The sequence below is a fragment of the Pantoea sp. PNA 03-3 genome (genome assembly GCF_003201175.1).
GTDB classification, from domain to species: Bacteria; Pseudomonadota; Gammaproteobacteria; order Enterobacterales; family Enterobacteriaceae; genus Pantoea; species Pantoea stewartii.
The window spans coordinates 324,305-349,966 of record NZ_QICO01000003.1 but is presented as its reverse complement, the minus strand read 5'-3'; the positions used below and the strand labels follow the sequence as shown (position 1 = coordinate 349,966).

Annotated in this window: 23 protein-coding genes; 4 read left to right on the top strand and 19 right to left on the bottom strand. The window is 54.4% G+C overall.

Translation table 11 applies throughout. The annotated features are described in order from the left end of the window. Positions 1-41: 41 nt before the first annotated feature. Both nrdB and yfaE read left to right on the top strand, forming a co-directional pair. Entirely contained in the window at positions 42-1,172 is a 1,131-nt protein-coding gene (gene nrdB, locus C7433_RS11500; RefSeq protein ID WP_006120006.1) for a class Ia ribonucleoside-diphosphate reductase subunit beta, read from the top strand. A gap of 2 nt (positions 1,173-1,174) precedes the next feature. Beyond that, positions 1,175-1,435, top strand: coding sequence for a class I ribonucleotide reductase maintenance protein YfaE (gene yfaE, locus C7433_RS11495; RefSeq protein WP_006120007.1), 261 nt, complete (start codon positions 1,175-1,177; stop codon positions 1,433-1,435). Between the two features lie 71 nt (positions 1,436-1,506). On the opposite strand, the gene C7433_RS11490 is transcribed toward yfaE, so the two are convergent. Next, positions 1,507-1,896 carry a RidA family protein gene (locus tag C7433_RS11490; RefSeq protein ID WP_039339659.1) on the bottom strand — a complete coding sequence of 130 codons (390 nt, stop codon included), beginning with the start codon at positions 1,894-1,896 and terminating at the stop codon, positions 1,507-1,509. A 145-nt stretch (positions 1,897-2,041) separates the two neighbouring features. Between C7433_RS11490 and C7433_RS11485 the strand changes: the two genes are divergently transcribed. Beyond that, entirely contained in the window at positions 2,042-2,629 is a 588-nt protein-coding gene (locus tag C7433_RS11485) for a TetR/AcrR family transcriptional regulator (protein ID WP_110268198.1), read from the top strand. Positions 2,630-2,704: 75 nt separating this feature from the next. On the opposite strand, the gene C7433_RS11480 is transcribed toward C7433_RS11485, so the two are convergent. Both C7433_RS11480 and elaB read right to left on the bottom strand, forming a co-directional pair. After that, complete coding sequence (locus tag C7433_RS11480) at positions 2,705-3,901, bottom strand: nicotinamide mononucleotide deamidase-related protein YfaY (RefSeq protein WP_110268328.1); 1,197 nt, start codon at positions 3,899-3,901, stop codon at positions 2,705-2,707. A gap of 170 nt (positions 3,902-4,071) precedes the next feature. Beyond that, entirely contained in the window at positions 4,072-4,383 is a 312-nt protein-coding gene (elaB, locus tag C7433_RS11475) for a stress response protein ElaB (RefSeq protein WP_033740963.1), read from the bottom strand. 332 nt (positions 4,384-4,715) lie between these two features. Here elaB and C7433_RS11470 point away from each other — a divergent pair, with 332 nt between their 5' ends. Beyond that, positions 4,716-6,374 carry a glucan biosynthesis protein D gene (locus C7433_RS11470; protein ID WP_006120012.1) on the top strand — a complete coding sequence of 553 codons (1,659 nt, stop codon included), beginning with the start codon at positions 4,716-4,718 and terminating at the stop codon, positions 6,372-6,374. 112 nt (positions 6,375-6,486) lie between these two features. Here C7433_RS11470 and C7433_RS11465 read toward each other — a convergent pair whose 3' ends face one another. The 16 genes from C7433_RS11465 to lrhA form a co-directional block, all read right to left on the bottom strand. Then, entirely contained in the window at positions 6,487-6,957 is a 471-nt protein-coding gene (locus C7433_RS11465) for a GNAT family N-acetyltransferase (protein ID WP_110268197.1), read from the bottom strand. A gap of 41 nt (positions 6,958-6,998) precedes the next feature. After that, the gene (locus C7433_RS11460; protein WP_110268196.1) at positions 6,999-7,904 is read right to left on the bottom strand and encodes an alpha/beta hydrolase; all 906 of its coding nucleotides are present in this window, start codon (positions 7,902-7,904) and stop codon (positions 6,999-7,001) included. 193 nt (positions 7,905-8,097) lie between these two features. Next, positions 8,098-9,555: an NADH-quinone oxidoreductase subunit NuoN gene (gene nuoN, locus C7433_RS11455; protein WP_006120015.1), complete on the bottom strand. Its 1,458-nt coding sequence runs from the start codon at positions 9,553-9,555 to the stop codon at positions 8,098-8,100. A 6-nt stretch (positions 9,556-9,561) separates the two neighbouring features. Beyond that, complete coding sequence (nuoM, locus tag C7433_RS11450; RefSeq protein WP_033740623.1) at positions 9,562-11,082, bottom strand: NADH-quinone oxidoreductase subunit M; 1,521 nt, start codon at positions 11,080-11,082, stop codon at positions 9,562-9,564. A gap of 209 nt (positions 11,083-11,291) precedes the next feature. Beyond that, positions 11,292-13,127, bottom strand: coding sequence for an NADH-quinone oxidoreductase subunit L (gene nuoL / locus C7433_RS11445; protein ID WP_033740625.1), 1,836 nt, complete (start codon positions 13,125-13,127; stop codon positions 11,292-11,294). Continuing rightward, positions 13,124-13,426, bottom strand: coding sequence for an NADH-quinone oxidoreductase subunit NuoK (gene nuoK, locus C7433_RS11440; RefSeq protein ID WP_028724970.1), 303 nt, complete (start codon positions 13,424-13,426; stop codon positions 13,124-13,126). Before nuoK ends, nuoL begins: the two co-directional genes overlap by 4 nt. Further along, complete coding sequence (gene nuoJ, locus C7433_RS11435; protein WP_006120019.1) at positions 13,423-13,974, bottom strand: NADH-quinone oxidoreductase subunit J; 552 nt, start codon at positions 13,972-13,974, stop codon at positions 13,423-13,425. The genes nuoK and nuoJ overlap by 4 nt, the downstream gene beginning before the upstream one ends. A gap of 10 nt (positions 13,975-13,984) precedes the next feature. Continuing rightward, positions 13,985-14,527 (bottom strand): NADH-quinone oxidoreductase subunit NuoI, encoded by a 543-nt coding sequence (gene nuoI / locus C7433_RS11430; protein ID WP_006120020.1) that lies wholly within the window; start codon positions 14,525-14,527, stop codon positions 13,985-13,987. Between the two features lie 10 nt (positions 14,528-14,537). Next, on the bottom strand, positions 14,538-15,515 hold the full coding sequence (gene nuoH, locus C7433_RS11425) for an NADH-quinone oxidoreductase subunit NuoH (RefSeq protein ID WP_033740629.1): 978 nt from the start codon (positions 15,513-15,515) through the stop codon (positions 14,538-14,540). After that, entirely contained in the window at positions 15,512-18,235 is a 2,724-nt protein-coding gene (gene nuoG / locus C7433_RS11420; RefSeq protein WP_054633420.1) for an NADH-quinone oxidoreductase subunit NuoG, read from the bottom strand. The genes nuoH and nuoG overlap by 4 nt, the downstream gene beginning before the upstream one ends. A 111-nt stretch (positions 18,236-18,346) precedes the next feature. After that, on the bottom strand, positions 18,347-19,687 hold the full coding sequence (gene nuoF, locus C7433_RS11415; RefSeq protein ID WP_170317973.1) for an NADH-quinone oxidoreductase subunit NuoF: 1,341 nt from the start codon (positions 19,685-19,687) through the stop codon (positions 18,347-18,349). A gap of 2 nt (positions 19,688-19,689) precedes the next feature. Then, on the bottom strand, positions 19,690-20,205 hold the full coding sequence (gene nuoE / locus C7433_RS11410) for an NADH-quinone oxidoreductase subunit NuoE (protein ID WP_006120024.1): 516 nt from the start codon (positions 20,203-20,205) through the stop codon (positions 19,690-19,692). Between the two features lie 2 nt (positions 20,206-20,207). Then, entirely contained in the window at positions 20,208-22,007 is a 1,800-nt protein-coding gene (gene nuoC, locus C7433_RS11405; RefSeq protein WP_006120025.1) for an NADH-quinone oxidoreductase subunit C/D, read from the bottom strand. Between the two features lie 115 nt (positions 22,008-22,122). Next, on the bottom strand, positions 22,123-22,800 hold the full coding sequence (locus C7433_RS11400; RefSeq protein ID WP_006120026.1) for an NADH-quinone oxidoreductase subunit B family protein: 678 nt from the start codon (positions 22,798-22,800) through the stop codon (positions 22,123-22,125). Positions 22,801-22,815: 15 nt separating this feature from the next. Continuing rightward, complete coding sequence (locus C7433_RS11395; RefSeq protein ID WP_006120027.1) at positions 22,816-23,259, bottom strand: NADH-quinone oxidoreductase subunit A; 444 nt, start codon at positions 23,257-23,259, stop codon at positions 22,816-22,818. Between the two features lie 638 nt (positions 23,260-23,897). Next, positions 23,898-24,821, bottom strand: coding sequence for a transcriptional regulator LrhA (lrhA, locus tag C7433_RS11390; protein ID WP_033740635.1), 924 nt, complete (start codon positions 24,819-24,821; stop codon positions 23,898-23,900). Between the last annotated feature and the right edge of the window lie 841 nt (positions 24,822-25,662).

Genomic DNA, 25,662 nt, shown 5'->3' with positions numbered 1-25,662 from the left:
CGAGGCCGGTGCTGAGCCTCGTCTACCATGGACAGTTTTTTATGGCTTACTCCACTTTTTCACAAAACAAAAATGACCAGCTGAAAGAGCCTATGTTTTTCGGTCAGTCCGTTAACGTGGCGCGCTTTGACCAGCAGAAATACGATATCTTTGAAAAACTGATCGAAAAGCAGCTTTCGTTCTTCTGGCGTCCTGAAGAAGTCGATGTCTCGCGCGATCGCATCGACTACCAGGCCCTGCCCGATCATGAAAAGCATATCTTCATCAGCAACCTGAAATACCAGACGTTACTGGACTCGATTCAGGGACGCAGCCCGAACGTGGCACTGCTGCCGCTGATCTCGATTCCGGAACTGGAAACCTGGATCGAAACCTGGGCGTTCTCCGAAACGATCCACTCTCGCTCGTACACCCACATCATTCGCAACATCGTGAACGATCCGTCTGTAGTGTTTGACGATATCGTCACCAACCAGCAGATTCTGGCACGTGCGCAGGACATCTCTAAGTACTACGATGACCTGATTGAGATGACTAACTATTGGCATTTGCTGGGCGAAGGTACGCATCAGGTCAATGGTAAGTCCATTACGGTTAACGTGCGCGCGCTGAAAAAGCAGCTGTATATTTGCCTGATGAGCGTCAATGCGCTGGAAGCGATCCGCTTCTACGTCAGCTTTGCCTGCTCTTTTGCGTTTGCTGAGCGAGAACTGATGGAAGGCAACGCCAAAATCATCAAGCTGATTGCACGCGACGAAGCTCTGCATCTGACCGGCACCCAGCACATGCTGAATCTGCTGCGCACCGGTGAAGACGATCCTGAAATGAAAGAAATTGCCGCCGAATGCCGTGAAGAGTGCTTCGAGCTGTTTAAGAAAGCGGCCTTACAGGAGAAAGAGTGGGCAGATTACCTGTTCAGCGGCGGCTCCATGATCGGTCTGAACAAAGATATCCTGTGCCAGTATATCGAATACATCACCAACATTCGTATGCAGGCGGTTGGCCTCGATCTGCCGTTCGAAACGCGCTCGAACCCGATTCCCTGGATCAACGCCTGGCTGGTGTCCGATAACGTTCAGGTTGCCCCGCAGGAAGTGGAAGTCAGTTCTTACCTGGTGGGTCAGATTGATTCAGAAGTGGGCGAAAACGACTTCGACGACTTCCAGTTATAACGATGAGCCGTTCTGTTGTTATTCTGCGCAGTTCCGGCACCCGACTGGAGTGCGCAGACGATCATCCTAATCTGTTGACCATGCTGGAAGCCAACAACCTGTGCGTGGAGTTTCAGTGCCGGGAAGGTTACTGCGGCTCCTGCCGTATGCGGTTACTGCGCGGCGAGGTCGACTACGCGGAAACCCCGCTGGCCTTTATTGAACAGGGGGAGATCCTGCCCTGCTGCTGTAAGGCGAAAGGTGAAATCGAGCTTGAACTCTAGTGGTTGAGCCAAAGCGTTTAAAAAAACCGTCATCCCAACCGGATGACGGTTTTTTTTCGCCGGGTGCTGACTCAGGGGATACGGGCAATGACTTTGATTTCAAAATCGAATCCTGCCAGCCAGTTAACGCCGACCGCCGTCCAGTTAGGATAAGGTGGCTGCGGAAATATCGCTTTTTTCACTTCCATAATGGTAGCGAACTGCGTTTCAGGGTCGGTATGAAACGTGGTGACATCAATAAGATCATCGAACGAACAGCCTGCCGCCGCCAGTGTCTGGCGCAGATTCTCAAAGGCCAGTTGCACCTGAGCAGCAAAATCCGGTTCAGGCGATCCGTCCGTGCGACTGCCAACCTGACCCGAGACGAACAGCAGGTCGCCCGAGCGGATCGCAGCGGAATAGCCATGCCTTTCATACAGCGCATGACGACCCGCCGGGAAAATTGCTTCACGATTGCTCATTGTTTTACCCTCTGGTGAGTTGTTATCAGGAAATCATGCGCCTCATGACGACATGATTTAATATACTTCCCGTATGTGAAATAAAACATACATACGCCCCGTATGTCAATTTCAGATACGCAACGTATACGAAAAGGAGAGAACCATGGCAGGACGACCTCGTGCGGTCACAATGGAAGAAAATCGCCTTAAGCTGATTGCCGCCGCACGTAAAGCCTTTGCCGAAAAGGGGTTTGCTGCCGCGTCCATGGATGAGCTGACGGCGAGCGTTGGTTTAACGCGCGGTGCGCTTTATCACAATTTTGGCGATAAACGTGGCCTTCTCGCCGCTGTGGTCGCGGAAGTCGACAGTGAAATCGCCCAGCGTGCAAAAGCGCGCGCGGCCAGTGCGGGCGACAGCTGGAACCAGTTGCTGGCGGAAGGTATCGCCTATATCGAGATGGCGCTGGACCCCGAAGTGCAGCGTATTGTATTACTGGATGGCCCGGCCTTTCTTGGCGATCCCTCGCTGTGGCCCAGCCAGAACGCCTGCCTGACCGCAACCCAACATGCACTGGAGGAGATGGTCACGAGCGGCGTGCTGAAGCCCGTGGATGTTGAAGCCGCTGCCCGCTTGCTGAATGGTGCGGCGTTTACTGCCGCCTTGTGGGTGGCCGCCAGCGCTGAGCCCCAGGTCACGCTGGCTAAAGTCACGGCGACCTTTACCGTCCTGGCGACGGGGCTACGGCGTTAAACAGCGTGTTAGTTGAGAAAAGGCGGGGGAACAGAAAAGAAGGCGGTCGGTGCCGTTTGGCACCGGTCCGTATTTTTAATGCTTGATAGTTTCAAGCACATCAATCCAGCCGTGCCCTGTGCTGACCTCGCTGCCGTGTAACCAGCGCCGCAGCATGTTCATTGCCATCATCGCCACCACTTTCTGACGGGTTTCCAGGTTGTGACGACCACTATTGAATTTAACACGTTGTCCCCAGGTCGCTTCCGGTGTATGGAGCGCCACAGAGATCGCGTCTTCGCTCAGACTGCCGACGGACAGGGCAAGCTGAGTCTGCAAGCGCGTCGCCAGTGCCTGGGTGCGCATGACCTGAACATCCAGACTCTCGTCCTGCTGCGGCAGAATTTCGCTGGCGCTCAGGGGTACGTCAGCCGAAGCCAGTTGCCAGTTAAGTAACCCTGCGGTGTACTGTTCGCTGATCGCCAGCCGCCAGTGACGTTGATGCAGTTCCCGCGCCAGCAGTGCAGGCAGCCCCTCAGTGCCTTCAAATATCGTACACTCGGCCAGCAACAAACGTACCTGCTGCCAGACCTGCTCCATCGCGACGCGCTGTTCGGCTGGCCCCGTAAGTTTGATTTCGATAATCGGCATGGAAGAACGGTAGCCCATCAGCACGTTCTCCGGCAGCGGCAAGGGTTCCAGTTCATTCGCAATGTCGCTTTCTCCCCGGCCAAAGGTGGTCAGCCGCAGGCAAACGGGCGGTTCAGGCAGGTCGAACTTCGCTTTCAGACGCGGAATGATTTGTTGTTCGACCATTACCTTGAATTCAGAGGGAACGCCTGGCGTAAAGAACATCCAGCAGCGATTGAGTTGCAGGGCAAAGCCACAGGCGGTGCCGACCGGGTTATCCAGCATTTCGGCGTTAGCGGGAATTTCTGCCTGTTTACGGTTGCTCTCAGCCATAACCCGTCCGCGGCTGGCGAACCAGGCTTCCATCGTTTCCAGCCAGGCTTCCTGCATCACCAGCCCTACCCCGCTCGCTTTGGCCGCGGCCTGGGCGCTAAGGTCGTCAGTGGTTGGCCCCAGTCCACCATTCACGATGAGCACGTCCGCCTCAAGACTGCGGGCCTTTAGCGTTTCCACCAGCGACGACATTGCGTCACCCACCGTAGTCCGGCTGGTCATCGGCAGCCCGTGTTGAAATAACACATCAGCCAGCCAGGCGGCGTTGGTATCGACGATTTGTCCATGTAACACTTCATCGCCCGTGGACAGCATTTCAACTCTTATCACATTCATTCTCCTTGTGCCTGTCGCTTTACTTTAGAAAGCCCCTGAACAAAACACAATCTGCGGGCAGGAATTAACCGGGTAACGGCATTTTCAGGCAGGTGACAGAAGTGCGGAAGAACCAGAAAGGGAGAACGGACAGGACAGCGCCTGCCCGTTTTAGGCGATTGAGATTAGCGACGCGCCAGCAGCAGGCCTAATACCAGCCCTGCAGTAGCACCGATGCCAATGCCCTGCCACGGTTTTTCATGGACGTAATCATCAGCACGGTACGCGGCCTGTTTGGCACGGTAGTAATAGCTATCTGAGGCCTGGCTGACACGTGATTTAACATCTTCCAGCGCGCGTTCAGCTTTGGTTTTCAGTTCGATATATTTCTGATCGGCCGGATCACCTGATGACTTCAGCACTTCTTCCAGCGTTTCAGTCAGCAGTGCGATATCGTCGTCATAGCCCGTGTCGAAAGATTCAGTCTGTTTTACCATCATTTCCTCCATGTGAATTGCAATGCACCTGGTTAACTATAGCCATAAATGAGGGCTTTGCGCGGCCCCTTACCAGGAATCACCTGAAAATCGGCGCAAGGAAAGCGCACGCGCGTCAACTTATGGCAGGCTGTGATTACGCAAAGAAGTGTAAGAGATGACTTGCTTACAGCAATTTCGCTTCGTTTATTTGATTTATCTGATAAATTTTCAGCGAACTGAATTTTTCTCTAAGCCGACTGTCGTACCCTGCTGTTGCCTGTAATAATCAGGCTCTGTGCTTCGACACGACAGTCACAACAAACTCGAAAAGCTAAGGAATGATCTCCGGCATGAATCGAAGAATGTTTATGAAAGCGTCAATGGCCTTCTCCGCGGTGAGCGGTATGACAGGCTTATCAACGCTATTCGCGCAATCCGCCTGGGCAGATGATGGCATTGCTGACGGAATCGCAGTGCGCTTCGATTTCGACGAGTTAAAAAAGAACGCGGCCGCACTGGCCAAAAAGCCGTGGGGTGGTCCACCGGGCCCGCTGCCGCAAACGCTGGCTAACCTGACGCCGCAGGCTTACAACGATATTCAGTACGATGCTAATCACTCGCTGTGGAACAACATTCCGAATCGCGAGCTTGATGTGCAGTTTTTCCACGTCGGCATGGGCTTTAAACGCCGCATCCGCATGTTTTCCGTCGACAGTGCCAGCCGTGAGGCACGCGAAATCCACTTCCGCACCGAGCTGTTTAACTACAACGATGCGAAAGTCGACACTAAGCAGCTGGAAGGCAAAACCGATCTGGGGTTTGCGGGCTTCCGTGCCTTTAAAAAACCCGAACTGGCCCGCCGCGATATCGTCTCCTTTCTCGGTGCCAGCTACTTCCGTGCTGTCGATGATACTTACCAGTACGGGCTGTCCGCGCGTGGCGTCGCCATTAACACCTTCAGTAATGGCCAGGAAGAGTTTCCGGACTTTACGGCGTTCTGGTTTGAAACGCCGAAAGCCGAAGACACGACCTTCACCTGCTATGCCTTACTGGATGGGGCCAGCATCACCGGCGCATACAAGTTTGTGATTCACTGCGAAGCCGAACGCGTGGTGATGGACATTGAGAATCATCTCTTTGCCCGCAAGGATATTCGTCAGTTAGGCATTTCGCCGATGACCAGTATGTTCAGCTGCGGCACCAACGAGCGTCGGATGTGTAACACCTACCATCCCCAGATTCACGACTCCGATCGTCTGGCAATGTGGAGCGGGAAAGGGGAATGGATTGCCCGTCCGCTGAATAACCCTCAGCGCCTGCAGTTCAACGCCTACGAAGATGAAAACCCGCGTGGTTTTGGTCTGCTTCAGCTTGATCATGACTTTGAGAATTATCAGGACGTGATTGGCTGGTATAACAAGCGGCCAAGCCTGTGGGTGGAACCGGTTGGTAAGTGGGGTAAAGGTGCCATCAACCTGATGGAAATCCCCACGACCGGTGAAACGCTCGATAACATCGTCTGCTTCTGGCAGCCCGCCGAACCGATCAAAGCGGGCAACGCGTTCAGCTTTTCGTACAAACTCTACTGGAGCGCACTGCCGCCCGTACAGAGCCAACTGGCGCGTGTGGATGCAACCCGCACCGGCATCGGTGGCTTCCCCGAAGGCTGGGCGCCAGGCGAGCACTTCCCGGATGTGTGGTGCCGTCGTTTTGCTGTCGACTTTATCGGCGGCGATTTGCAGGCCGCCGCACCAAAGGGCATTGAACCGGTGATTACCGTGTCCTCCGGCACCTTTAAGCAGGTTGAGATTCTGTATGTTGAGCCGATCAAAGGGTACCGTATCCTCTTTGACTGGTATCCTGACAGCGACAGCGTACAGCCCGTTGAGATGCGTCTGTTCCTGCGCACCAAAGACGAAACGCTGAGCGAAACGTGGCTCTATCAGTATGTGCCGCCCCCGCCAGACCAGCGTAAATACGTTGACGATCGCCAGATGACCGTCAGCTAACACGGCCATCTCACGACATAATGCATCTCAGGCCTGGCGCCGGGATGCATTTTTTTTGCGTACGTGAAAAGAACACGCGACAGGCTGAGGGAGGAATAAAACCGTCAGGCCGTTAGCGCGGTTTATTTCCCCCTGCTCTGCGCATATCAATATGGGGAATACCGTCCTCAAGGTAGCTGTCGCTGACCGCCAAAAAACCGTGACGCTGATAAAACCCCGCAAGATGCGCCTGGGCAGAAAGAAACTGTGCATGCCCTGGCCAGTGCTGTTCACAGCTGGCTATCGCCTGCATCATCAACTGGTTACCTAAATTCAGGCCACGGGCTTTGCTGGAGATGATGACGCGCCCAATTTTTACCTCTGTCTCGGCGCGCCGGGGCGACAGGATGCGCGCATAGGCCAGCAGGTCATCCTGCGCCATGCCGAGGAGGTGACGATTCTCGCCCTGCAAATCCTGACCATCCACATCCAGATAGGCGCACTGCTGCTCCACGACGAAGACTTCACAGCGCAACGCCAGTACTGCATAAAGCTGCGGGACGCTTAATGCCTGCTGGTGCAGATCCAGCCAACTGATATGCATGTCTCATCCTCATTCAATAACCGCCCCCTCACTGTAGCCTGCTAGCGGCTTTGCAGCCAGTGTTGATAACGCGCAGGCCAGGCCATGGTGGGTGTGCCGGGTTTCCCCATACCAAAACCGTGCCCGCCGGTTGGGTAGCGGATCATCTCCACATTTACGTGATGTTGCTGACAGGCTCGCGCCATGATCAGCGTGTTGTGGGGATCGGATATCGGGTCATCTTCGGCCTGCACCAGAAAAAAAGGCGGTGATGCTGCTGTCACCGTATTCTGCACCGACCAGGCGGCGTCTTCTGCCGCCGTAGGATGCGCCCCCAGCAAAACGCGGTGAGTGGATGTGTGCGTATAAGGCGCTTCCAGCGTAATGACGGGATAAATCAGCGCGGCACCGTCAACCTGAACAGGTGCGCTGTCCTGTGCCTCTGTCACCGCCCCCATGCGCGCGCCCATCGGGCTGATGGCCATCCCGAGCAAATGCGCACCGGCCGAAAACCCCAGCACCGTTAACCCTGTTGCCTGTGCTTTGACCAGTTGCAGGGCACGCAGCGCATCCTGCAGGGCAACCCGGTTACCATCGCCCCAGTGTTCAGACGGCAGACGATAACGTAATATCGCCGCAGTGTAGCCGCGCGCCGTTAACCAGCGAGCCGCGGGCCAGGCTTCTTTTGCCATTTCTATCCGTTTATAGCCGCCACCGCCGGCGATCAGGACAACATGACCGTTCCCCATGCCCGGTCGTAAGACGGTTAAGGTGGGTACGGCGATATGACGCTCTGCACCACCCGGCGATGTCTCAACCGGCCCCTCTGGCCCGCCACCGCCGGGTGGCGGGCCGGGCCAGAGGGGAATAACGGTTTGGGCGACAGCGGCCTGCGCGGCGAATGACAGTGTGCTTTTTGCCGTCAGCAGCGTTGCGGTACACCCCAGCAGAAAATGTCGGCGATCCATAAGCAATGCTCCCCCTTATCTGTTCGCCCCATTTCAGCACGAAACTGTGGAAACAGAATGAAGATGCAGAATGAAAACGAAGAGAAAAGCGGACGCGACGTGATATTGCGAAGGCTATGCAAAAAACACCTGTGTCGATTTTCAGACAAAAAAAATCAGGCCCGAAGGCCTGATTGATCGCAACAGCGTGACATTACATCAGCGGCTGGGCCATCTGCACCAGTCTGATTAACGGCTGCGGATAAACGCCCAGCACCAACACCAGAATCGCGGAGATCAAGACAACCACGCCACCGGCGGTGAAGGCCCAGTTGGCTGGCGTATCGCGGCTCAGCAATTCAGGCGGGCTGAGATAAAGACTGACGGTAACGCGCAGATAGTAGTAAAGACCAATCGCACTGCCGACCACCACCGCACCGGTCAACCACCACAGGTTGGCGCTCACGCCAGAGGCAATCACGTAGAATTTACCGATAAAGCCCAGCGTCATGGGGATACCCGCCAGCGACAGCATCATCACGGTCATCACGGCCGACAGAATCGGACGGTGCCAGAACAGCCCGCGATAGGAGTAAAGCGAATCGGCATCCGGGCCACGATAAGGACTGGACATCAGGCTTACCACACCAAACGCGCCGAGGCTGCTGAACAGGTAACCGGCCAGGTAAACCCCTGCGGTTTCCAGCGACAGCTGATGATCTTTCACCGCAATCAGCGCGACCAGCAGATACCCCAGATGCGCAATAGAAGAGTAACCCAGCAGGCGCTTGATATTGCTTTGCGAAATCGCCATCAGGTTACCGAACAGGATGGAGACAAAGGCAATCACGGCCAGTACCGTCCGTACGGCTTCGCTGTCGGTCACCGGCGCGTACATAAACAGGCGCATGATAACGCCGAAGATCGCAATTTTGCTGGCGGTGGCAAGGAAAGTAGAAACCGGTGCGGGTGCGCCCTGATAAACGTCCGGCGTCCACAGATGGAATGGCACCAGTGACAGTTTAAAGCCCAGACCGATAATCAACATGCCCAGACCGACCAGCAGCAGCGGCTCCTGAATCATGCTGTCCGTCAGACTTTTCCCCAGGCTGACGAAGCCCAGGTTGCCCGAGTCAGCGTAAATCAGCGCGATACCAAACAGCAGGAAAGACGATGCCGCCGCCGACAGGATGGTGTATTTCAGGGCCGCTTCCAGCGAACGTTTCTGACGGAAGGCGTAACCAATCAAACCAAACAACGGCAGTGACAGCAGTTCAATCCCGATAAACAGTGATGCAAGGTGGTTAGACGCTGACAACACGATACCGCCCAGTGCAGCAATCAGAACCAGCAGATAAAACTCGTCCTTGTTGTCCGGGAACGTGGCCAGCCACGGATAGGCAAAAGTACAGGTTGCCAGGCTGGCGAGCATCACCAGGGCGGTATAGAACATCGAATACGCGTCTACACGCAGCAGCGGCGTGACATCCATCGCGCCAACCTGACCGACAAAATACAGTGACAGCAGTGCCAGGTTCAGGCCAACCACTGTTAGCGTGGCGTTAACAAAGTGGTTGCGTCGCCAGGCAATGGACAGCATCACAACCACCACCGTCAATCCGACGATTAACAGCGGCAGCAACGCGATCAATTGTTGAGGAGTTATTGTCATGGCGAATTACGGCCTTGTAGTTGAAATTGAAGCGGTAAACCACTGCTGAATATTGCTCATTGCAGCATGTGAGGTATCCAGAATCGGCTGAGGATAAACACCCAGCAGCACCAGCAGGACCACGAGCACCCCAATGGTCAGGAATTCACGCGCCGACATGCCCGGCAGCGGATCTTTCGATTTCGCTTCACCGTAGTAGGCACGTTGCATCATCACCAGCGAATAGACCGAGGCGAAAACCAGGCCAAAGGTCGCAATCACGATAATGACCGGAACGATCTGGAAACTGCCGGTCAGGATCATGAATTCCCCGACGAAGTTACCCGTACCTGGCATACCCAGATTGGCGACAGCAAAGAACAGGGATAACCCTGGAATCCATTTGATGCGCGACCACAAACCGCCCATCTGACGCATATCACGGGTATGCAGACGTTCGTACAGCTGTCCGCACAGGATAAACAGCGCCGCTGCTGACAGGCCGTGCGCGATCATCTGTACAACCGCGCCCTGGAAGGCCAACTGGCTACCGGTGTAAATCGCAATCAGGACAAAGCCCATGTGCGAAATCGAGGTGTAAGCAATCAGGCGTTTGATATCCGTCTGCGAGAACGCCATCCAGGCACCGTAGAAAATCCCGATGATCCCTAACCACATCGCGATCGGTGCAAACTCTGCCGAGGCGTTTGGAAACAGCGGCAGGCTGAAGCGCAGTAAGCCGTAGGCGGCGGTTTTCAGCAGGATACCCGCCAGGTCAACTGAACCTGCGGTCGGAGCCTGACTGTGCGCATCAGGCAGCCAGCCATGAAGCGGGACAACCGGCATTTTCACCGCAAACGCGATGAAGAAGCCCAGCATCAGCAGGTACTCCACGGTGTGCGACATTGGCGTCTTCAGCAACTGCTCGTAGTTGAACGTCCAGACGCCCGTGGCGTTGTAGTGAACAAACACCAGCGCCAGAATCGCAATCAACATCACCAGACCGGATGCCTGAGTATAAATAAAGAATTTGGTCGCGGCGGTAATACGGGTTTTACCGTCCGATGCTTTATGTCCCCACAGCGCGATGAGGAAGTACATCGGCACCAGCATCATTTCCCAGAAGAAGAAGAACAGGAACATGTCAATGGCGAGGAACACGCCGATAACGCCGCCCAGGATCCACATCAGGTTCAGATGAAAGAAGCCCTGATACTTTTCAATTTCGTTCCAGGAACACAGCACTGCCATCAGGCCGAGCAGTCCGGTCAGCACCACCATTAACAGCGAAAGGCCATCAAGCGCTAAATGGAAATTAATGCCGAAACGGGGAATCCAGGGTACTGAGAAGCTCGATTGCCACTGCGGAATACCCGCTGCCTGCGTCAGTGAATAGCCCCCCTGCAACCAGAGTTGCAGCGAGAGCGCCAACGTCAGCCCCATGGTGATCAGTGCGATCCAGCGAGGCACCTTCGCGCCGAAGCGCTCGGTGAGCCAGCAGACGAAACCACCGAAGAAGGGTATGAAAATTAGCCAAGGTAATAACACGGCATACTTCCCTTTTTTTTGTCCTGGCTCGGGCTATCTCACTTGCCCGTTTCGCCCCCGGCAGTGCTCGCAATCCTCACGTACTTCAGTACGCTCCGGTTGCTGTGCGCTGGCGGTGGCAAAACGGACTGCGCCGATTACGCCCTTACATCAGACAATCTTTGACATTCTTAATGGGTAAGTTTTCACACCTACCCGCTCATCAATCTTTAAATTACCAGCAGCAGCGCCAGCACAACGACGGCACCAACGCTCATCGACGCGACATACCAGCGCAAATACCCGTTTTCACTGACCACCAGACCTTTATTGGCGATACGTGAAAGCAACGCAGGCAGGTTCATCAGGCCGTTAAGAGGATCGCGTTTTAACAACCACGCAATGCCCAGATACGGTTTGACAAAGACTTTGTCGTAGAGCCAGTCAAAGCCCCAGGCGGCGAACCACCAGGTGCCGAAGAAACGGCCCGGCGCACTGTTGGCCACGCTGCTGACCAGCTGACGCTTGCCCAGCCAGAGGGCAGCGGCGATAACGATGCCCGCAACCGCGACCAGGCCGGACGCGATCTCCAGCGTGACTTTACCGTTCTCACCAAACTCATTGGCCGGTAAAACGCCCGCCAGCGGTGGGGTAATTAATGCCCCCACAAACGTTGAGAGCACCAGCAACACAATCAGTGGCAGATGATGGGTAATGCCTTTGCCCGCGTGTGCATGGATTTTCTCTTCGCCGTGGAAGACGATAAAGATCATGCGGAAGGTGTAGATTGAGGTCAGGAACGCCCCTACCAGACCCGCGACCATCAGGTTCAAATGGCCGTTCGCCAGTGCACCAAACAGGATTTCATCTTTACTGTAGAAACCGGCGGTAATCAGCGGCAATGCGGCCAGGGCAGCACCGCCGACCAGGAAGCAGGTGTACACCAGTGGGATGCTTTTACGCAGTCCGCCCATCTTAAAGATGTTCTGCTCGTGGTGGCAGGCCAGGATAACCGAACCTGAGGACAGGAACAGCAAGGCTTTAAAGAAGGCATGGGTCATCAGGTGGAAAATGGCGGCATCCCACGCCTGCACACCCAGCGCCAGGAACATGTAGCCGATCTGACTCATGGTGGAGTAAGCCAGTACACGTTTGATATCCGTCTGGACCAGAGCAGCAAAACCCGCCAGTACCAGCGTAATCGCACCGATAATGCCGACCAGATGCAGCACTTCAGGCGTCAACAGGAACAGGCCGTGGGTGCGGGCAATCAGGTAAACCCCTGCCGTCACCATGGTGGCGGCGTGAATCAGCGCGGAAACCGGCGTCGGACCTGCCATCGCATCGGCCAGCCAGGTCTGAAGCGGCAGCTGCGCAGACTTACCTACTGCGCCACCCAACAGCATCAGCGTGGCCCATTGCAGCATGTGGTTGTCCGCCGCAAAGTGTGCCGGAGCCAGCTCCGCCATTTCGCGGAAGTTGAGCGTACCCAGTTCGTTGTAAAGGATGAACAACGCAAATGCCAGGAAGACATCACCGACGCGCGTGATGATGAATGCCTTCATCGCCGCCTTGCCGTTTTCCGGATTGCTGTAATAGAAGCCGATCAGAAGATAGGAGCACAGCCCTACCCCTTCCCAACCCAGATACATCAGCATCAGGTTATCCGCCAGAACCAGAACAACCATGCTGGCGATAAACAGGTTGGTATAAGCGAAGAAGCGTGAATATCCCTCTTCTCCACGCATATACCACGAGGCGAACATATGGATCAGGAAGCCGACACCGGTCACCACCGACAGCATGGTGAGCGACAGGCCATCCAGCGTCAGATTGACCTGAATATTAAAATTGCCGACATGAATCCAGGTCCACAGCGCCTGAGTGAAGACCTGCTGCCCGTGGGCAAAGAAGTCGAAACCCACAAACACCGTGGTGAGCGCAGCCAGCCCGACCGATCCCATGCCCACGGTCGCGGACAAGTTTTCTGACCAGCGGCCACGGGAGAACGCTAACAGCAGAAAGCCGATTAGCGGAAATAAGACAGTTAAATAGAGAAGGTTCATCCGCGCATCTCGCTCACAGTATCAATGTTCAGCGTCTGACGACGACGATAGAGCTGAAGCAGCAGGGCCAGCCCAATACTGGCTTCCGCTGCGGCGAGACTGATAGCCAGAATATACATCACCTGACCGTCAGCCTGTCCCCAGTAGCTGCCTGCAACAACCAGCGCCAGCGCCGCGGCATTGATCATGATTTCCAGGCTTATCAGCATAAACAGCAGATTACGGCGCAACACCAGCGAGGTCAGCCCCAGCACAAACAGCACCGCCGCCAGAATCAATCCATGTTGTAAGGGAATCATGCTTGCTCCTTATTCGCCTGCGCGGCATCGTTTGAACGGTTGCTCAGGACTTCGCCCTGGCGCTCTTCGCGGCCGAGGTGGAAAGCCACAACCAGGCCGGCCAGCAGCAGCATTGATGCCAGTTCAACCGCCAGCACATACGGGCCAAACAGACTGATGCCCACCGCTTTCGCATCGATAATTTTGCCGTCAATGCCCTGGTCATGTGCCGTCATGATGGCGTAGATCATCACTGCCAGCAGCAGCAACGAAACCAGGCCCGGACCAATCCACAACGACGGACTTAACCATTCACGCTCCTGTTTCTGTGTGGCTTTGCCCAGGTTAAGCATCATCACAACGAACACGAACAGCACCATGATGGCACCGGCATACACAATAATTTCCAGCGCACCTGCAAAGTAGGCACCCAGAGAGAAGAAGACGCCAGCCACCGATAACAGCGAAACGATCAGGTACAGCAACGCATGTACCGGATTAGTGTGGGTGATCACGCGCAACGTCGTCACCACCGCCACCAGTCCGCAAAGATAAAACGCAAATTCCATGCCCTGCTCCTTAAGGTAGTAAGCCTTTGACGTCGATAGGTTTCGCTTCGTTCTCTGCGTCACCCTTATCTTTACCGTCAATTGCCATACCTGCCATACGGTAGAAGTTGTACTCCGGATATTTACCCGGCCCCGAGATCAACAGGTCTTCTTTTTCGTATACCAGATCCTGACGCTTGAACTCGCCCAGTTCGAAATCCGGCGTCAGCTGGATAGCGGTGGTTGGGCAGGCCTCTTCGCACAGGCCGCAGAAAATGCAGCGTGAGAAGTTGATACGGAAGAACTCTGGATACCAGCGGCCGTCTTTGGTTTCCGCTTTTTGCAGCGAAATACAGCCTACCGGACAGGCTACCGCACACAGGTTACAGGCAACACAACGCTCTGCACCATCAGGATCGCGGGTCAACACAATACGGCCACGGTAACGCGGTGGCAGGTAGACCGGCTCTTCTGGATACATCTGGGTTTCGCGTTTCGCGAAGGCGTGCATGCCAATCATCCAGATACTGCGCACTGTCGTGCCGAAGCCTACGACAATATCTTTTAACGTCATTTGTTACCCCTTACTGCGCTGTATAAAGAATCACTGCGGCGGTCGCCAGCAGGTTCAACAGCGTCAACGGCAGACACACTTTCCAGCCGAACGACAGCACCTGGTCATAGCGTGGACGCGGAAGCGCAGCACGAATCAGGATGAACATCATCATAAAGAACGCCGTTTTCAGGGCGAACCAGATGAACGGCGGCAGGAAAGGCCCGTGCCAGCCACCAAAGAACAGCGTCACAATCAGCGCTGAAACGGTGGTAATCGCGACATATTCGCCGACAAAGAACAGACCAAATTTCATACCGGCATATTCAATGTGGTAACCGTCAGCCAGTTCCTGCTCGGCTTCGGGCTGGTCAAACGGATGGCGGTGACAAACGGCCACGCCCGCGATACAGAAGGTCACAAACCCAAAGAACTGCGGGATGATGTTCCACAGATGCGTCTGACTGTTGACGATATCGGTCATGTTGAACGAGCCCGCCTGCGCTACCACGCCCATCAGTGACAGACCCAGGAACACTTCGTAACTCAAGGTCTGCGCAGAGGCACGCATCGCACCTAACAGCGAGTATTTGTTATTACTCGACCAGCCCGCAAACAGCACGGCATACACAGCCAGGCCCGCCATCATCAGGAAGAACAGCAACCCGATATTGAGATCGGTCACCACCCAGGTCGGTGAAACCGGGACGATAGCAAAGGCCAGCAGCAGGGAAACAAACGCGATGACCGGCGCCAGCGTAAAGATAAAGCGATCGGTGAACGGGGGAACCCAGTCCTCTTTAAAGAACATCTTGATCATGTCAGCAACCAGCTGCAACGATCCGCCCCAGCCCACACGGTTTGGCCCATAGCGGTTCTGAAACAGGCCGAGCAAACGACGCTCGGCGAAGCTCATAAACGCACCGCAGGCCACCACGACCAGCAAAATCACCAGCGCTTTACCAATGGCGATCAGAATGTCGATAACATCCGGTGTTAACCAGCTCATTGCGCCGCCTCCTGCAGAGAATCAATTTTTGCATTCGCCAGGAAGGGCGGGACACCCGGCATACCGAGTGGAAGCCCAACCTGCCCTGCCTGCAAAGAAGCCGAGAAACGCACTGGCAAACGTACGGTTTCACCTGCACAGGTTAATTCCACTGCTGCACCGTTATTCACGCCCAGCTTCGCGGCATCTTCCGGGTTCAGAACCAGGGTTGGTGCCGACATGCGCTGCTGGATAACCGGCGCACGCTGCGTCATTTCTTCACTTCCGAATAACTGGTAGTAAGGCGCGACGCGGAACTGACCTTGCGTGGCATAGGCTTCTGGCACGCTGCTGAACCAGGCAAGCTGCGCATCGCTGGCTTCGAACAAACGCACACCGGGATCGCCATGACGCAGTTTCCCGCCCACTTCATCCTGGAATTTGTTCCACGCCTGCGGTGAGTTCCAGCCTGGTGCCCACGCAAACGGAATTTGCGAACGCGGTGCGCTCGGCTGGTTGTTCCCTTCCATCGAGAAGGCAAACATGGTGTCCTGATCCTGCGGCTGACGCGGCTCATGCACGCTGATATTCGCGCGCGCAGCAGTACGCCCACTGGCACGATGCGGAGAACGCGCCAGCTTCTGACCACGAATACGGAAGCTGGCATCCGGCGCCGCATCCTTGATCCCTTTCAGCTGTGGCAGACTTGCCACAACGGCATCAATGACATGGTCCAGTTGCGTCCAGTCAACGTGACGGCTTTCCAGCGCGCTGTGCAGCGAGTGCAACCAGCGCCAGCTTTCCAGCATCACAATGCTGTTATCGTAGTAGGCAGGATCGTACACCTGGAAGAAGCGCTGTGCGCGGCCCTCATGGTTAATTGACGTACCGTCGCTTTCGGCAAAACTGGCGGCGGAAAGCACCAGTCCGGCTTTTTCCACCGTGGCGGTGCGCTGATGATCGACCACAATCACGTTAGCCGCATGGTTCAGCGCCGCATCGACCTGCGCTTTTGGCGCATGGCGATACAAATCGTTTTCCAGCACCACGACCGCATCGGCTTCGCCGTTCTGCAGTTGTTCCAGTGCCTGATCCAGCGTATTGCCACCCATCAGGCCCAGGCCCATGCTGTTAGCATGACCAGCCAGCAGGGTGATACCGACGTCTGCACCGCGCGCTTTCAGGGCTTTGGCCACGTTCGCGGCCGCTTCGATCATGGCACTGCTGCCTGAATGCACACCGGAAATGATTAGCGGTTTTTTGGCACCGGCCAGCGCCTGTACCACCACATCCAGCTTACCGTTCAGCGCACTGTCGAAATCGCTGACGGCTGGCGCACTGTCGTCCAGCGCGTGGGCAATCGCAAAGCCAAGACGCGCCTGTTCTTCAACCGGGGCACGGTAGCTCCACGCCGCGATGTCGTCCAGACGGGTTTCATCGACGTTGGTGACAAATAACGGATGCTTAGCGTGCTGACCGATATTGAGGATCGCGGCGATCTGCCAGTCTGCGACTTTCTGCGCAGCGGCCATTTCGCGGGCTTTGCCTTTTACTGCCTGACGCACTGACAGGGCCACGCGTGCGCCAACCTGTGTCAGGTCTTCGCCTAACACCAGCACCGCGTCGTAGCTCTCGATCTCGCGCAGTGAAGGCGTATAAATGCCGCCTTCACGCAGCACTTTCAGCAGCAGTTCAAGACGCGCCTGTTCGCCCGCGGGCATACCGGTAGAGAAGTTTTCCGCACCGACCAGTTCGCGCAGAGCAAAGTTACTTTCGATGCTGGCACGCGGCGAACCAATACCAATGACGCGCTTCGCCTGACGCAGGACATCGGCTCCGGCGTTAACGGCCTGCTCGGCATTCAGTTTCACGCTGTCGTTGCCACGCAACTGGACCGGATGGCGAGGACGATCTTTCAGATTGACATAACCGTAGCCAAAGCGACCACGATCGCACAGGAAGTAGTGGTTAACGCTGCCGTTATAGCGGTTTTCGATACGACGCAGTTCGCCGTAGCGCTCACCGGGGCTGGTGTTACAGCCTACGCTGCACTGCTGACAGATGCTTGGCGCGAACTGCATATCCCATTTACGGTTATAGCGTTCGGAGTGGGTTTTATCGGTGAACACGCCGGTCGGGCAGATTTCGACCAGGTTACCGGAAAACTCGCTTTCCAGCGTGCCGTCTTCCGGACGACCAAAATACACGTTGTCGTGCGCACCATACACGCCCAGATCTTTACCGTCGGCATAATCTTTGTAGTAACGCACGCAGCGGTAGCAGGCGATACAGCGGTTCATTTCGTGCGAGATGAACGGACCGAGATCCTGATTGCGGTGAGTACGTTTGGTGAAGCGATAGCGGCGGAAGCTGTGGCCTGTCATGACCGTCATATCCTGAAGATGACAGTTACCGCCCTCTTCACATACCGGACAGTCATGCGGGTGGTTAGTCATTAACCACTCCACCACGCTTTCACGGAACTCTTTCGCTTCGCCATCATCAATTGAGATGAAGGTGCCATCGGACGCCGGTGTCATACAGGACATGACAAGGCGGCCGCGGGTGTCTTCAGCGTTCTGGAATTGCTTCACCGCACACTGGCGGCAGGCACCCACGCTTCCCAGCGCCGGATGCCAGCAAAAATAAGGAATATCAAGGCCCAGAGACAGACATGCCTGTAGCAGGTTGTCCGCTCCGTTCACATCATATTCTTTACCGTCTACATGGATTGTAGCCATAGTGACATGCTTCCGTCAGGCTCGTCAGAAACGAGCGTTAATCAAATTCTTGCCCCTGCACACTGCAACAGGGACGGCGGCACAGGGCCAGCTCCCGTGGATAACGGCGAATTACCAGCGCGCTTTCAGCAGGTTTGGCTGAATACCGCCGATAGATCGGGTATTGCCAAACACCTGCGGCGCAATGCCGGCTTCAAACTCTTCACGGAAATATTTAATGGCGCTCTGCAGCGGCTCGACCGCACCCGGCGCGTGGGCACAGAAGGTTTTGCCCGGGCCAAGCTGGCGGCAAAGCTGCTCCAGGGTCTCAATGTCCCCCGGCTGGCCTTTTTTCTGCTCCAGCGCGCGCAGAATCTTCACGCTCCACGGCAGGCCATCACGGCATGGCGTACACCAACCGCAGGATTCGCGGGCAAAGAACTCTTCCAGGTTACGCACCAGTGAAACCATGTTGATTTCATGGTCCACGGCCATTGCCAGAGCGGTACCCAGACGGCTGCCGGCTTTACCAATGCTGGCAAATTCCATGGGCAGATCGAGGTGCTGCTCCGTTAAAAAGTCGGTCCCCGCGCCGCCCGGCTGCCAGGCTTTAAAACGCAGGCCGTCGCGCATACCGCCGGCATAATCCTCAAGGATTTCGCGTGCGGTGATACCAAATGGCAGTTCCCACACGCCAGGGTTTTTCACCCGGCCGGAGAAGCCCATCAGTTTCGTACCGGCGTCGTCGCTTTTTGACAGACCTTTGTACCACTCGACGCCGTTGGCCAGAATAGCCGGCACGTTCGACAGCGTTTCAACGTTGTTCACGCAGGTCGGCTTGCCCCACACGCCCGCGCTTGCCGGGAAAGGCGGCTTGGAACGTGGGTTGGCACGGCGACCTTCCAGGGAGTTAATCAGTGCCGTTTCTTCACCGCAGATATAACGTCCCGCACCGGTGTGGACGAACAGTTCAAAATCAAAACCGGTACCCAGAATGTTTTTGCCCAACAGGCCTGCTTCAGTGGCTTCCGCAATCGCACGACGCAGATGCACTGCGGCTTCAATGTATTCGCCGCGCAAAAAGATGTAGCCCCGGTAAGCTTTCAGGGCAAACGCACTGATTAGCATGCCTTCCACCAGCTGATGCGGCATCTGTTCCATCAACAGGCGGTCTTTATACGTGCCAGGCTCCATTTCATCGGCGTTACACAGCAGGTAACGGATGTTCATGGATTCATCTTTCGGCATCAGGCTCCACTTCAGGCCCGTCGAGAACCCGGCACCGCCGCGCCCTTTCAGGCCGGAATCTTTTACCAGTGAGACGATTTCGTCAGGTGCCATCCCTTTCAGGGCTTTTTCCGCACCGGCATAGCCGTTTTTGCTGCGATACTCATCAAGCCATACCGGCTGCTGATCCTCGCGCATGCGCCAGGTCAGGGGATGGGTTTCAGCAGTACGAATGATCTGTTTGATTGTCATTGATACTGCTCCAGCAAAGAGGCGATGCCTTCCGGCGTCAGATGAACGTGGGTATCTTCATCCACCATCATGGTTGGACCTTTATCACAGTTACCCAGGCAACAGGTCGGCAGTAAGGTAAAGCGACCGTCGGTTGTCGTCTGGCCAGGCTTAATATTCAGGTTTTCTTCCAGTGCCGCCTGAATCCCCTGAAAACCGGTGATGTGGCACACCACGCTGTCGCAGTAGCGAATCACGTGACGGCCAACAGGCTGACGGAAAATCTGACTATAGAACGTTGCCACGCCTTCTACGTCGCTTGCAGGAATCCCTAACACTTCTGCAATCGCATGGATCGCACCGTCAGGCACCCAGCCGCGCTGCTTCTGCACAATTTTCAGTGCTTCAATGGAAGCAGCGCGCGCATCTTCGTAATGGTGTTTTTCGTGCTCAATCGCATGGTGCTCTTCCGCACTCAGCACGAAGACCTCGTTAGGGTCGATCGTTTTAATAGCAATGTGTTGATCGTGCATAATTAGCGGTCCACGTCTGACATAACAAAGTCGATACTACCGAGGTATACGATCAGGTCGGATACCAGGCTGCCACGGATTACCGATGGAATCTGCTGCAGGTGCGGGAAGCTCGGTGTACGCACACGCGTGCGGTAACTCATCGTGCTGCCGTCGCTGGTCAGGTAGTAACTGTTGATCCCTTTGGTCGCCTCAATCATCTGGAAAGATTCGTTGGCCGGCATGACCGGGCCCCAGGAAACCTGCAGGAAGTGGGTGATCAGGGTTTCAATGTGCTGCAGCGTACGCTCTTTCGGTGGCGGCGTGGTTAACGGATGATCCGCCTTAAACGGCCCTTCCGGCATGTTGTTCAGGCACTGCTCCAGGATACGCAGCGACTGCCACATCTCTTCCATTTTCAGTTGTACGCGCGTATAGGCATCACTGATGCCGGCGCCCACAGGAACCTCAAAATCGAAGTTTTCATAGCCTGAATAGGGGCGCCATTTACGCACGTCAAAATCGAGACCCGTTGCACGTAGTGCGGCACCGGTTGTGCCCCAGGCCAGCGCTTCTTCCATGTTATAGGCAGCTACGCCCTGCGAACGGCCCATCAGTACGGTGTTGCGCAGCGCCGCTTTGTCATACTCTTTCAGACGTTTTGGCATCCAGTCCAGGAAGTCACGCAGCAGGCGTTCCCAGCCTTTCGGCAGGTCATGTGCGACGCCGCCAATACGGAACCAGGCCGGATGCATACGGAAACCAGTAATCGCCTCCACCACGTCATAAATTTTCTGACGGTCGGTAAAGGCAAAGAACACCGGCGTCATGGCCCCGACGTCCTGAATAAAGGTGGAGATGTACAGCAGGTGACTGTTGATGCGGAACAGCTCTGAAAGCATCACGCGGATTACGTTAACGCGATCGGGCACCACGATGCCGGCCAGTTTCTCTACCGCCAGCACATAAGGCATTTCGTTGACGCAGCCACCGAGGTATTCGATGCGGTCAGTGTAGGGAATATAGCTGTGCCAGGACTGACGCTCGCCCATCTTCTCGGCACCACGGTGGTGATAACCAATATCCGGAACGCAGTCGACAATCTCTTCACCATCCAGCTGCAAAATGATGCGGAACGCACCGTGCGCGGAGGGGTGGTTAGGACCCAGGTTAAGGAACATGAAGTCTTCACTGGCAGTACTGCGTTTCATGCCCCAGTCTTCTGGCTTGAACGTCAGCGCTTCCATTTCCAGATCTTCTTTCTGTTTGGTCAGCGTGAAAGGATCGAATTCGGTGGCGCGCGCAGGGTAATCCTTACGCAGCGGGTGCCCTTCCCACGTCTGCGGCATCATGATGCGGGTCAGGTGCGGGTGACCGTCAAAAGTGATGCCGAACATCTCCCAGGTTTCGCGCTCATACCAGTTCGCATTGGCGAAAATTTTCGTGATGGTCGGCACGTGCATATCGTTTTCAGACAATGCCACCTTGAGCATGATGTCGCGATTGCGTTCAATCGAAAGCAGGTGGTAGAAAACGGAAAAATCCGCGGCAGGTAACCCGGCGCGGTGGGTGCGTAAACGTTCGTCCATACCATGCAGGTCATAGAGCATGACGTAAGGCTTGGGTAATTTACGCAGGAAAGTGATGATTTCCAGTAGCTGTTCACGCTTAACCCATACCACCGGAATCCCGGTACGTGTTGCCTGAACAGTAAAGGCATCCGGCCCAAAACGATTACGCAATTCGCCAATTACCGGGTCATCCAGATGATCCCGGGTTTGCCATAGCGGCTGAGCGAGATCTTGCGTGGTCAAATCTGTCATACGTTACTCACCATTCCGGCCTGCTAACAGGCGCTCAAATGAAGGCGTCAGGATGGTGCCATGCATTAATTTGTGTATTGTCGCTGCAGGCACTGATTCCATCCATACGGTTAACTTAAACTTCGTCTGGTGTACGCAGGTTGGTTACTGCAATACGCTCGCCACGCTTACGTTCACGCTCAGACTGCATATTGGCACGGTAAACGCCCTGATCGCCGACCACCCAGGACAGAGGACGACGCTCTTTACCAATCGACTCCTGCAGTAACAGCAGAGCCTGCATGTAGGCTTCAGGACGCGGTGGGCAACCTGGAATGTAAACGTCAACCGGCAGGAATTTATCCACGCCCTGCACGACAGAATAGATATCGTACATGCCGCCTGAGTTAGCACAGGCCCCCATGGAAATGACCCATTTCGGCTCCAGCATCTGATCGTACAAACGCTGAATCACCGGGGCCATTTTAGTGAACGGCGTACCGGCAATAACCATAAAGTCGGCCTGACGCGGTGAGGCACGCATAACCTCAGCACCAAAACGCGCCACATCGTGCACGGCGGTGAAGGAGGTGGTCATCTCAACGTAGCAGCAGGAAAGACCAAAGTTGTAGGGCCACAGGGAATTTTTACGTCCCCAGTTCACCATGTCGTGCAGGGCATGTTCGAGCTTGCCCATGTAAACGCTGCGATGAACGTGCTGCTCCAGCGGATCGCTGACGATTTCCTGCTTTTGCAGAGGGTAACGGTCGTTCTCACCACCGTTCGGGTCTATGCGGGTGAGCGTATAGTCCATCTTATTGCCTCTCTTTTACTGCTTGTGAGGATTGGTGTGACTTACCGTGGGAGTTTTAACCACGATTCGGCGGCGTGCAGGAGTCCAGTCCAACGCGCCAATGCGCACCAGATAAACCAGGCCCGCCAGGAGCACCAAAATGAAAATTGCGGCTTCCACAAAGCCGACCCATCCACTTTCACGGATTGAGGTCGCCCATGCGTATAAAAAGAGAGCTTCGACGTCGAAAATAACGAAGAACATCGCCACCAGGTAGAATTTGGCGGATAAGCGGATGTGAGTATCACCCACGGATTCAATGCCGGATTCGAAAGGCGTGTCTTTATGACGGGCACGAGCTCTGCCGCCTAACAGCCATCCTCCGGTCAACATAAACGCACAGAGGCCAAATGCGATGACGATAAAAACGATGAATGCCCAATGCTGAGCGATGATTTCGGTGGTAGTTGACATACTCATTGCTTACTCATCAAAAGTGGCGCTGGCATCCTGCTCTGGTTCTGGCAGCAAACTCACCACATCGATTCAAAGGGAAGGATAAAAACCTTACAAATTTTGCTGTTACTGTGCAATAAGCAGCAATTTTATGTGGTTTTTTACTCCTTTCTATAACCTTTTGTCAACTTTGACAAAAGTATCCAAACATTATTTTACACCTGCATCATATTATTAACATATGACGCGCGTGTTTCCAGCTAAATCGCTTCAGTCTGTAGGGGTAATTTCAGTGTAGCGGGTATTTCAACGTGTGGATCGCGTTATCAACGCGCATAGTTTGACAGGATTCGGCGGGATTGCCTTGCTTTTAGAAGGGCTATTTTGTTGATCCAGAACACAGAATTATCATTTTTGTGTTAAATTTAATCAGTTATCAGCCTGATTCGCATCAACAAATCTCCACTTCGTGCTTTCCCTTCCCCACTCGCCCTGTTGACCAGAGTATGAACAGGTAATTGACAGAACAGGACTGAAAAAGAAAACCACGGGTCAGAAAAGCAGCAAAAAAAAGCCTCTTGTTCCGGTTACAGAACAAAAGGCGCATTTACTCAGATTAACGTGCCGGCAGATTTCGCATTTTTTGCGAAAGAAGACGGGATTTACTCTTCGTCGTCCAGCAGTAAGGCACCATCGGCATTGCCGATCATGTTGTAGGGATCGTGGGTAGACTGCATGGCGTTGAAAATGGCCAGCGCCAGTTCGTTGTCGTTGTCCGCGTTGCGGCACAGCAGATACTGAGTATCTGGCAGCACCGGTAATCCTTCTGCTGCACCCATTACGCGCAGTTCAGGGCTCATCATCTCCACCGGACGCGCGGTCACGCCTAAACCAGCTTTAACGGCAGCACGCACCGCTGCCAGCGTTGAAGCGACGTAAGAGATGCGCCAGGGAATGCCTGCTTCGTTCAGATGGTCAATCGCCATATCACGATAAGGGCTGGGTTCATCCAGCAATACCAGAGGGATCGCTTCCCCACGCTGGAACACATAGTCCGCTGCGCAATACCACAGGGTTGGCGATGTCCGCAGTACCTGATGTGTAAAGTTACCCGGACTGGAGGTGGTAACAACCAGATCGACTTCGCCCTGATTCAGCATTTCCATCATAAATGGATTGCGTTTCACACGAACGTCAATGGCCAGTTTGGGATAAACAGAGGTAACGCGGTTTAACAGGAACGGCAGAATGGTATCGGACGTATCGTCTGACGCACCGATTGTCAGAACGCCCTGAATATTGCTGTACATCAGCGATGTGCAGGCTTCATCGTTAAAACGCAGAATTTTTCTGGCATAACCCAGAAGCTGAATGCCATGTTCTGTTAATAATTTGTTGCGGCCATGCCTGGCAAACAACTCTTTACCGACCAGTTGTTCCAGACGCTGCATCTGCTGACTTACTGCCGATTGCGTTCTGCATACCGCAGCAGCCGCGGCTGCAAAGGTGTTTAAATCCGCAACAGCAACAAAAGTTCGAAGCAGATCGAGATCGAGATTAAGTATCGGACGATTTGCATTAGTCATGTTTTTCTTCACTTATTAGAGTTTTAAGAACTACTATCCTGGTGTTATTACAAGCTTATCAAAGCGATAAGCGGTAATGATGCTTCATGCCGTCCCAACACAGGGCCGACATAAAATTTACTTACGAAGGCGCACGGCACGTTCCTGTAAAACACGGAAGCCGTGACCTGAAGACAGAGACAACTTCTGTACCGAAGGCACTGGATGCAAAATTGCGGGAAGCTGTGTAGTTGTCTTTTTCAACCCCAAAAAAGTCATTACGCCGGGGTAAATGGGTCTGTCATACACACACGCTGTATCGCGTTTAATCACATCAAATAGTAAATTATACTTAATCATTTTTGACCGCAAAATGGAAATGTTTTTATGAAAAGCATTGCAAATTTTGATCGGATCGCATTTTCCAACACATCCCGCACGTCCTGTGCGCATTCAACCCGCCCAAAAACAGTGAATAAGACTTTTAGACAGGTAAACCTGTACTAAAGATGCTCTCTGTTTTTTAGCCTGGCTTCAAAAAACGAAAAAAAGTCCTTAGAGATAAAATAGTTAACCGTATTAACGATTAATGCACGGCTGTCACACCCTACTTACGCTATGCACTATCGTGCAAAATTTATGCATCAATAAAGCATAATTAAACTATTTCATTTATGACGCATTAGGCCTGTTCTGATTTCACTATGTCGATTACGTTCCCTGTCGGCATAAAAAAAACAGCAACGCGCCAAACAAAGCCTTTTTATCAGGCAGCATAAAAAACCATTAATGATGACTCAAGCAGACTTTTAAACCATACAGGGTCATAAGCAATATGCATTACGTCGTCTGGACGGAGACA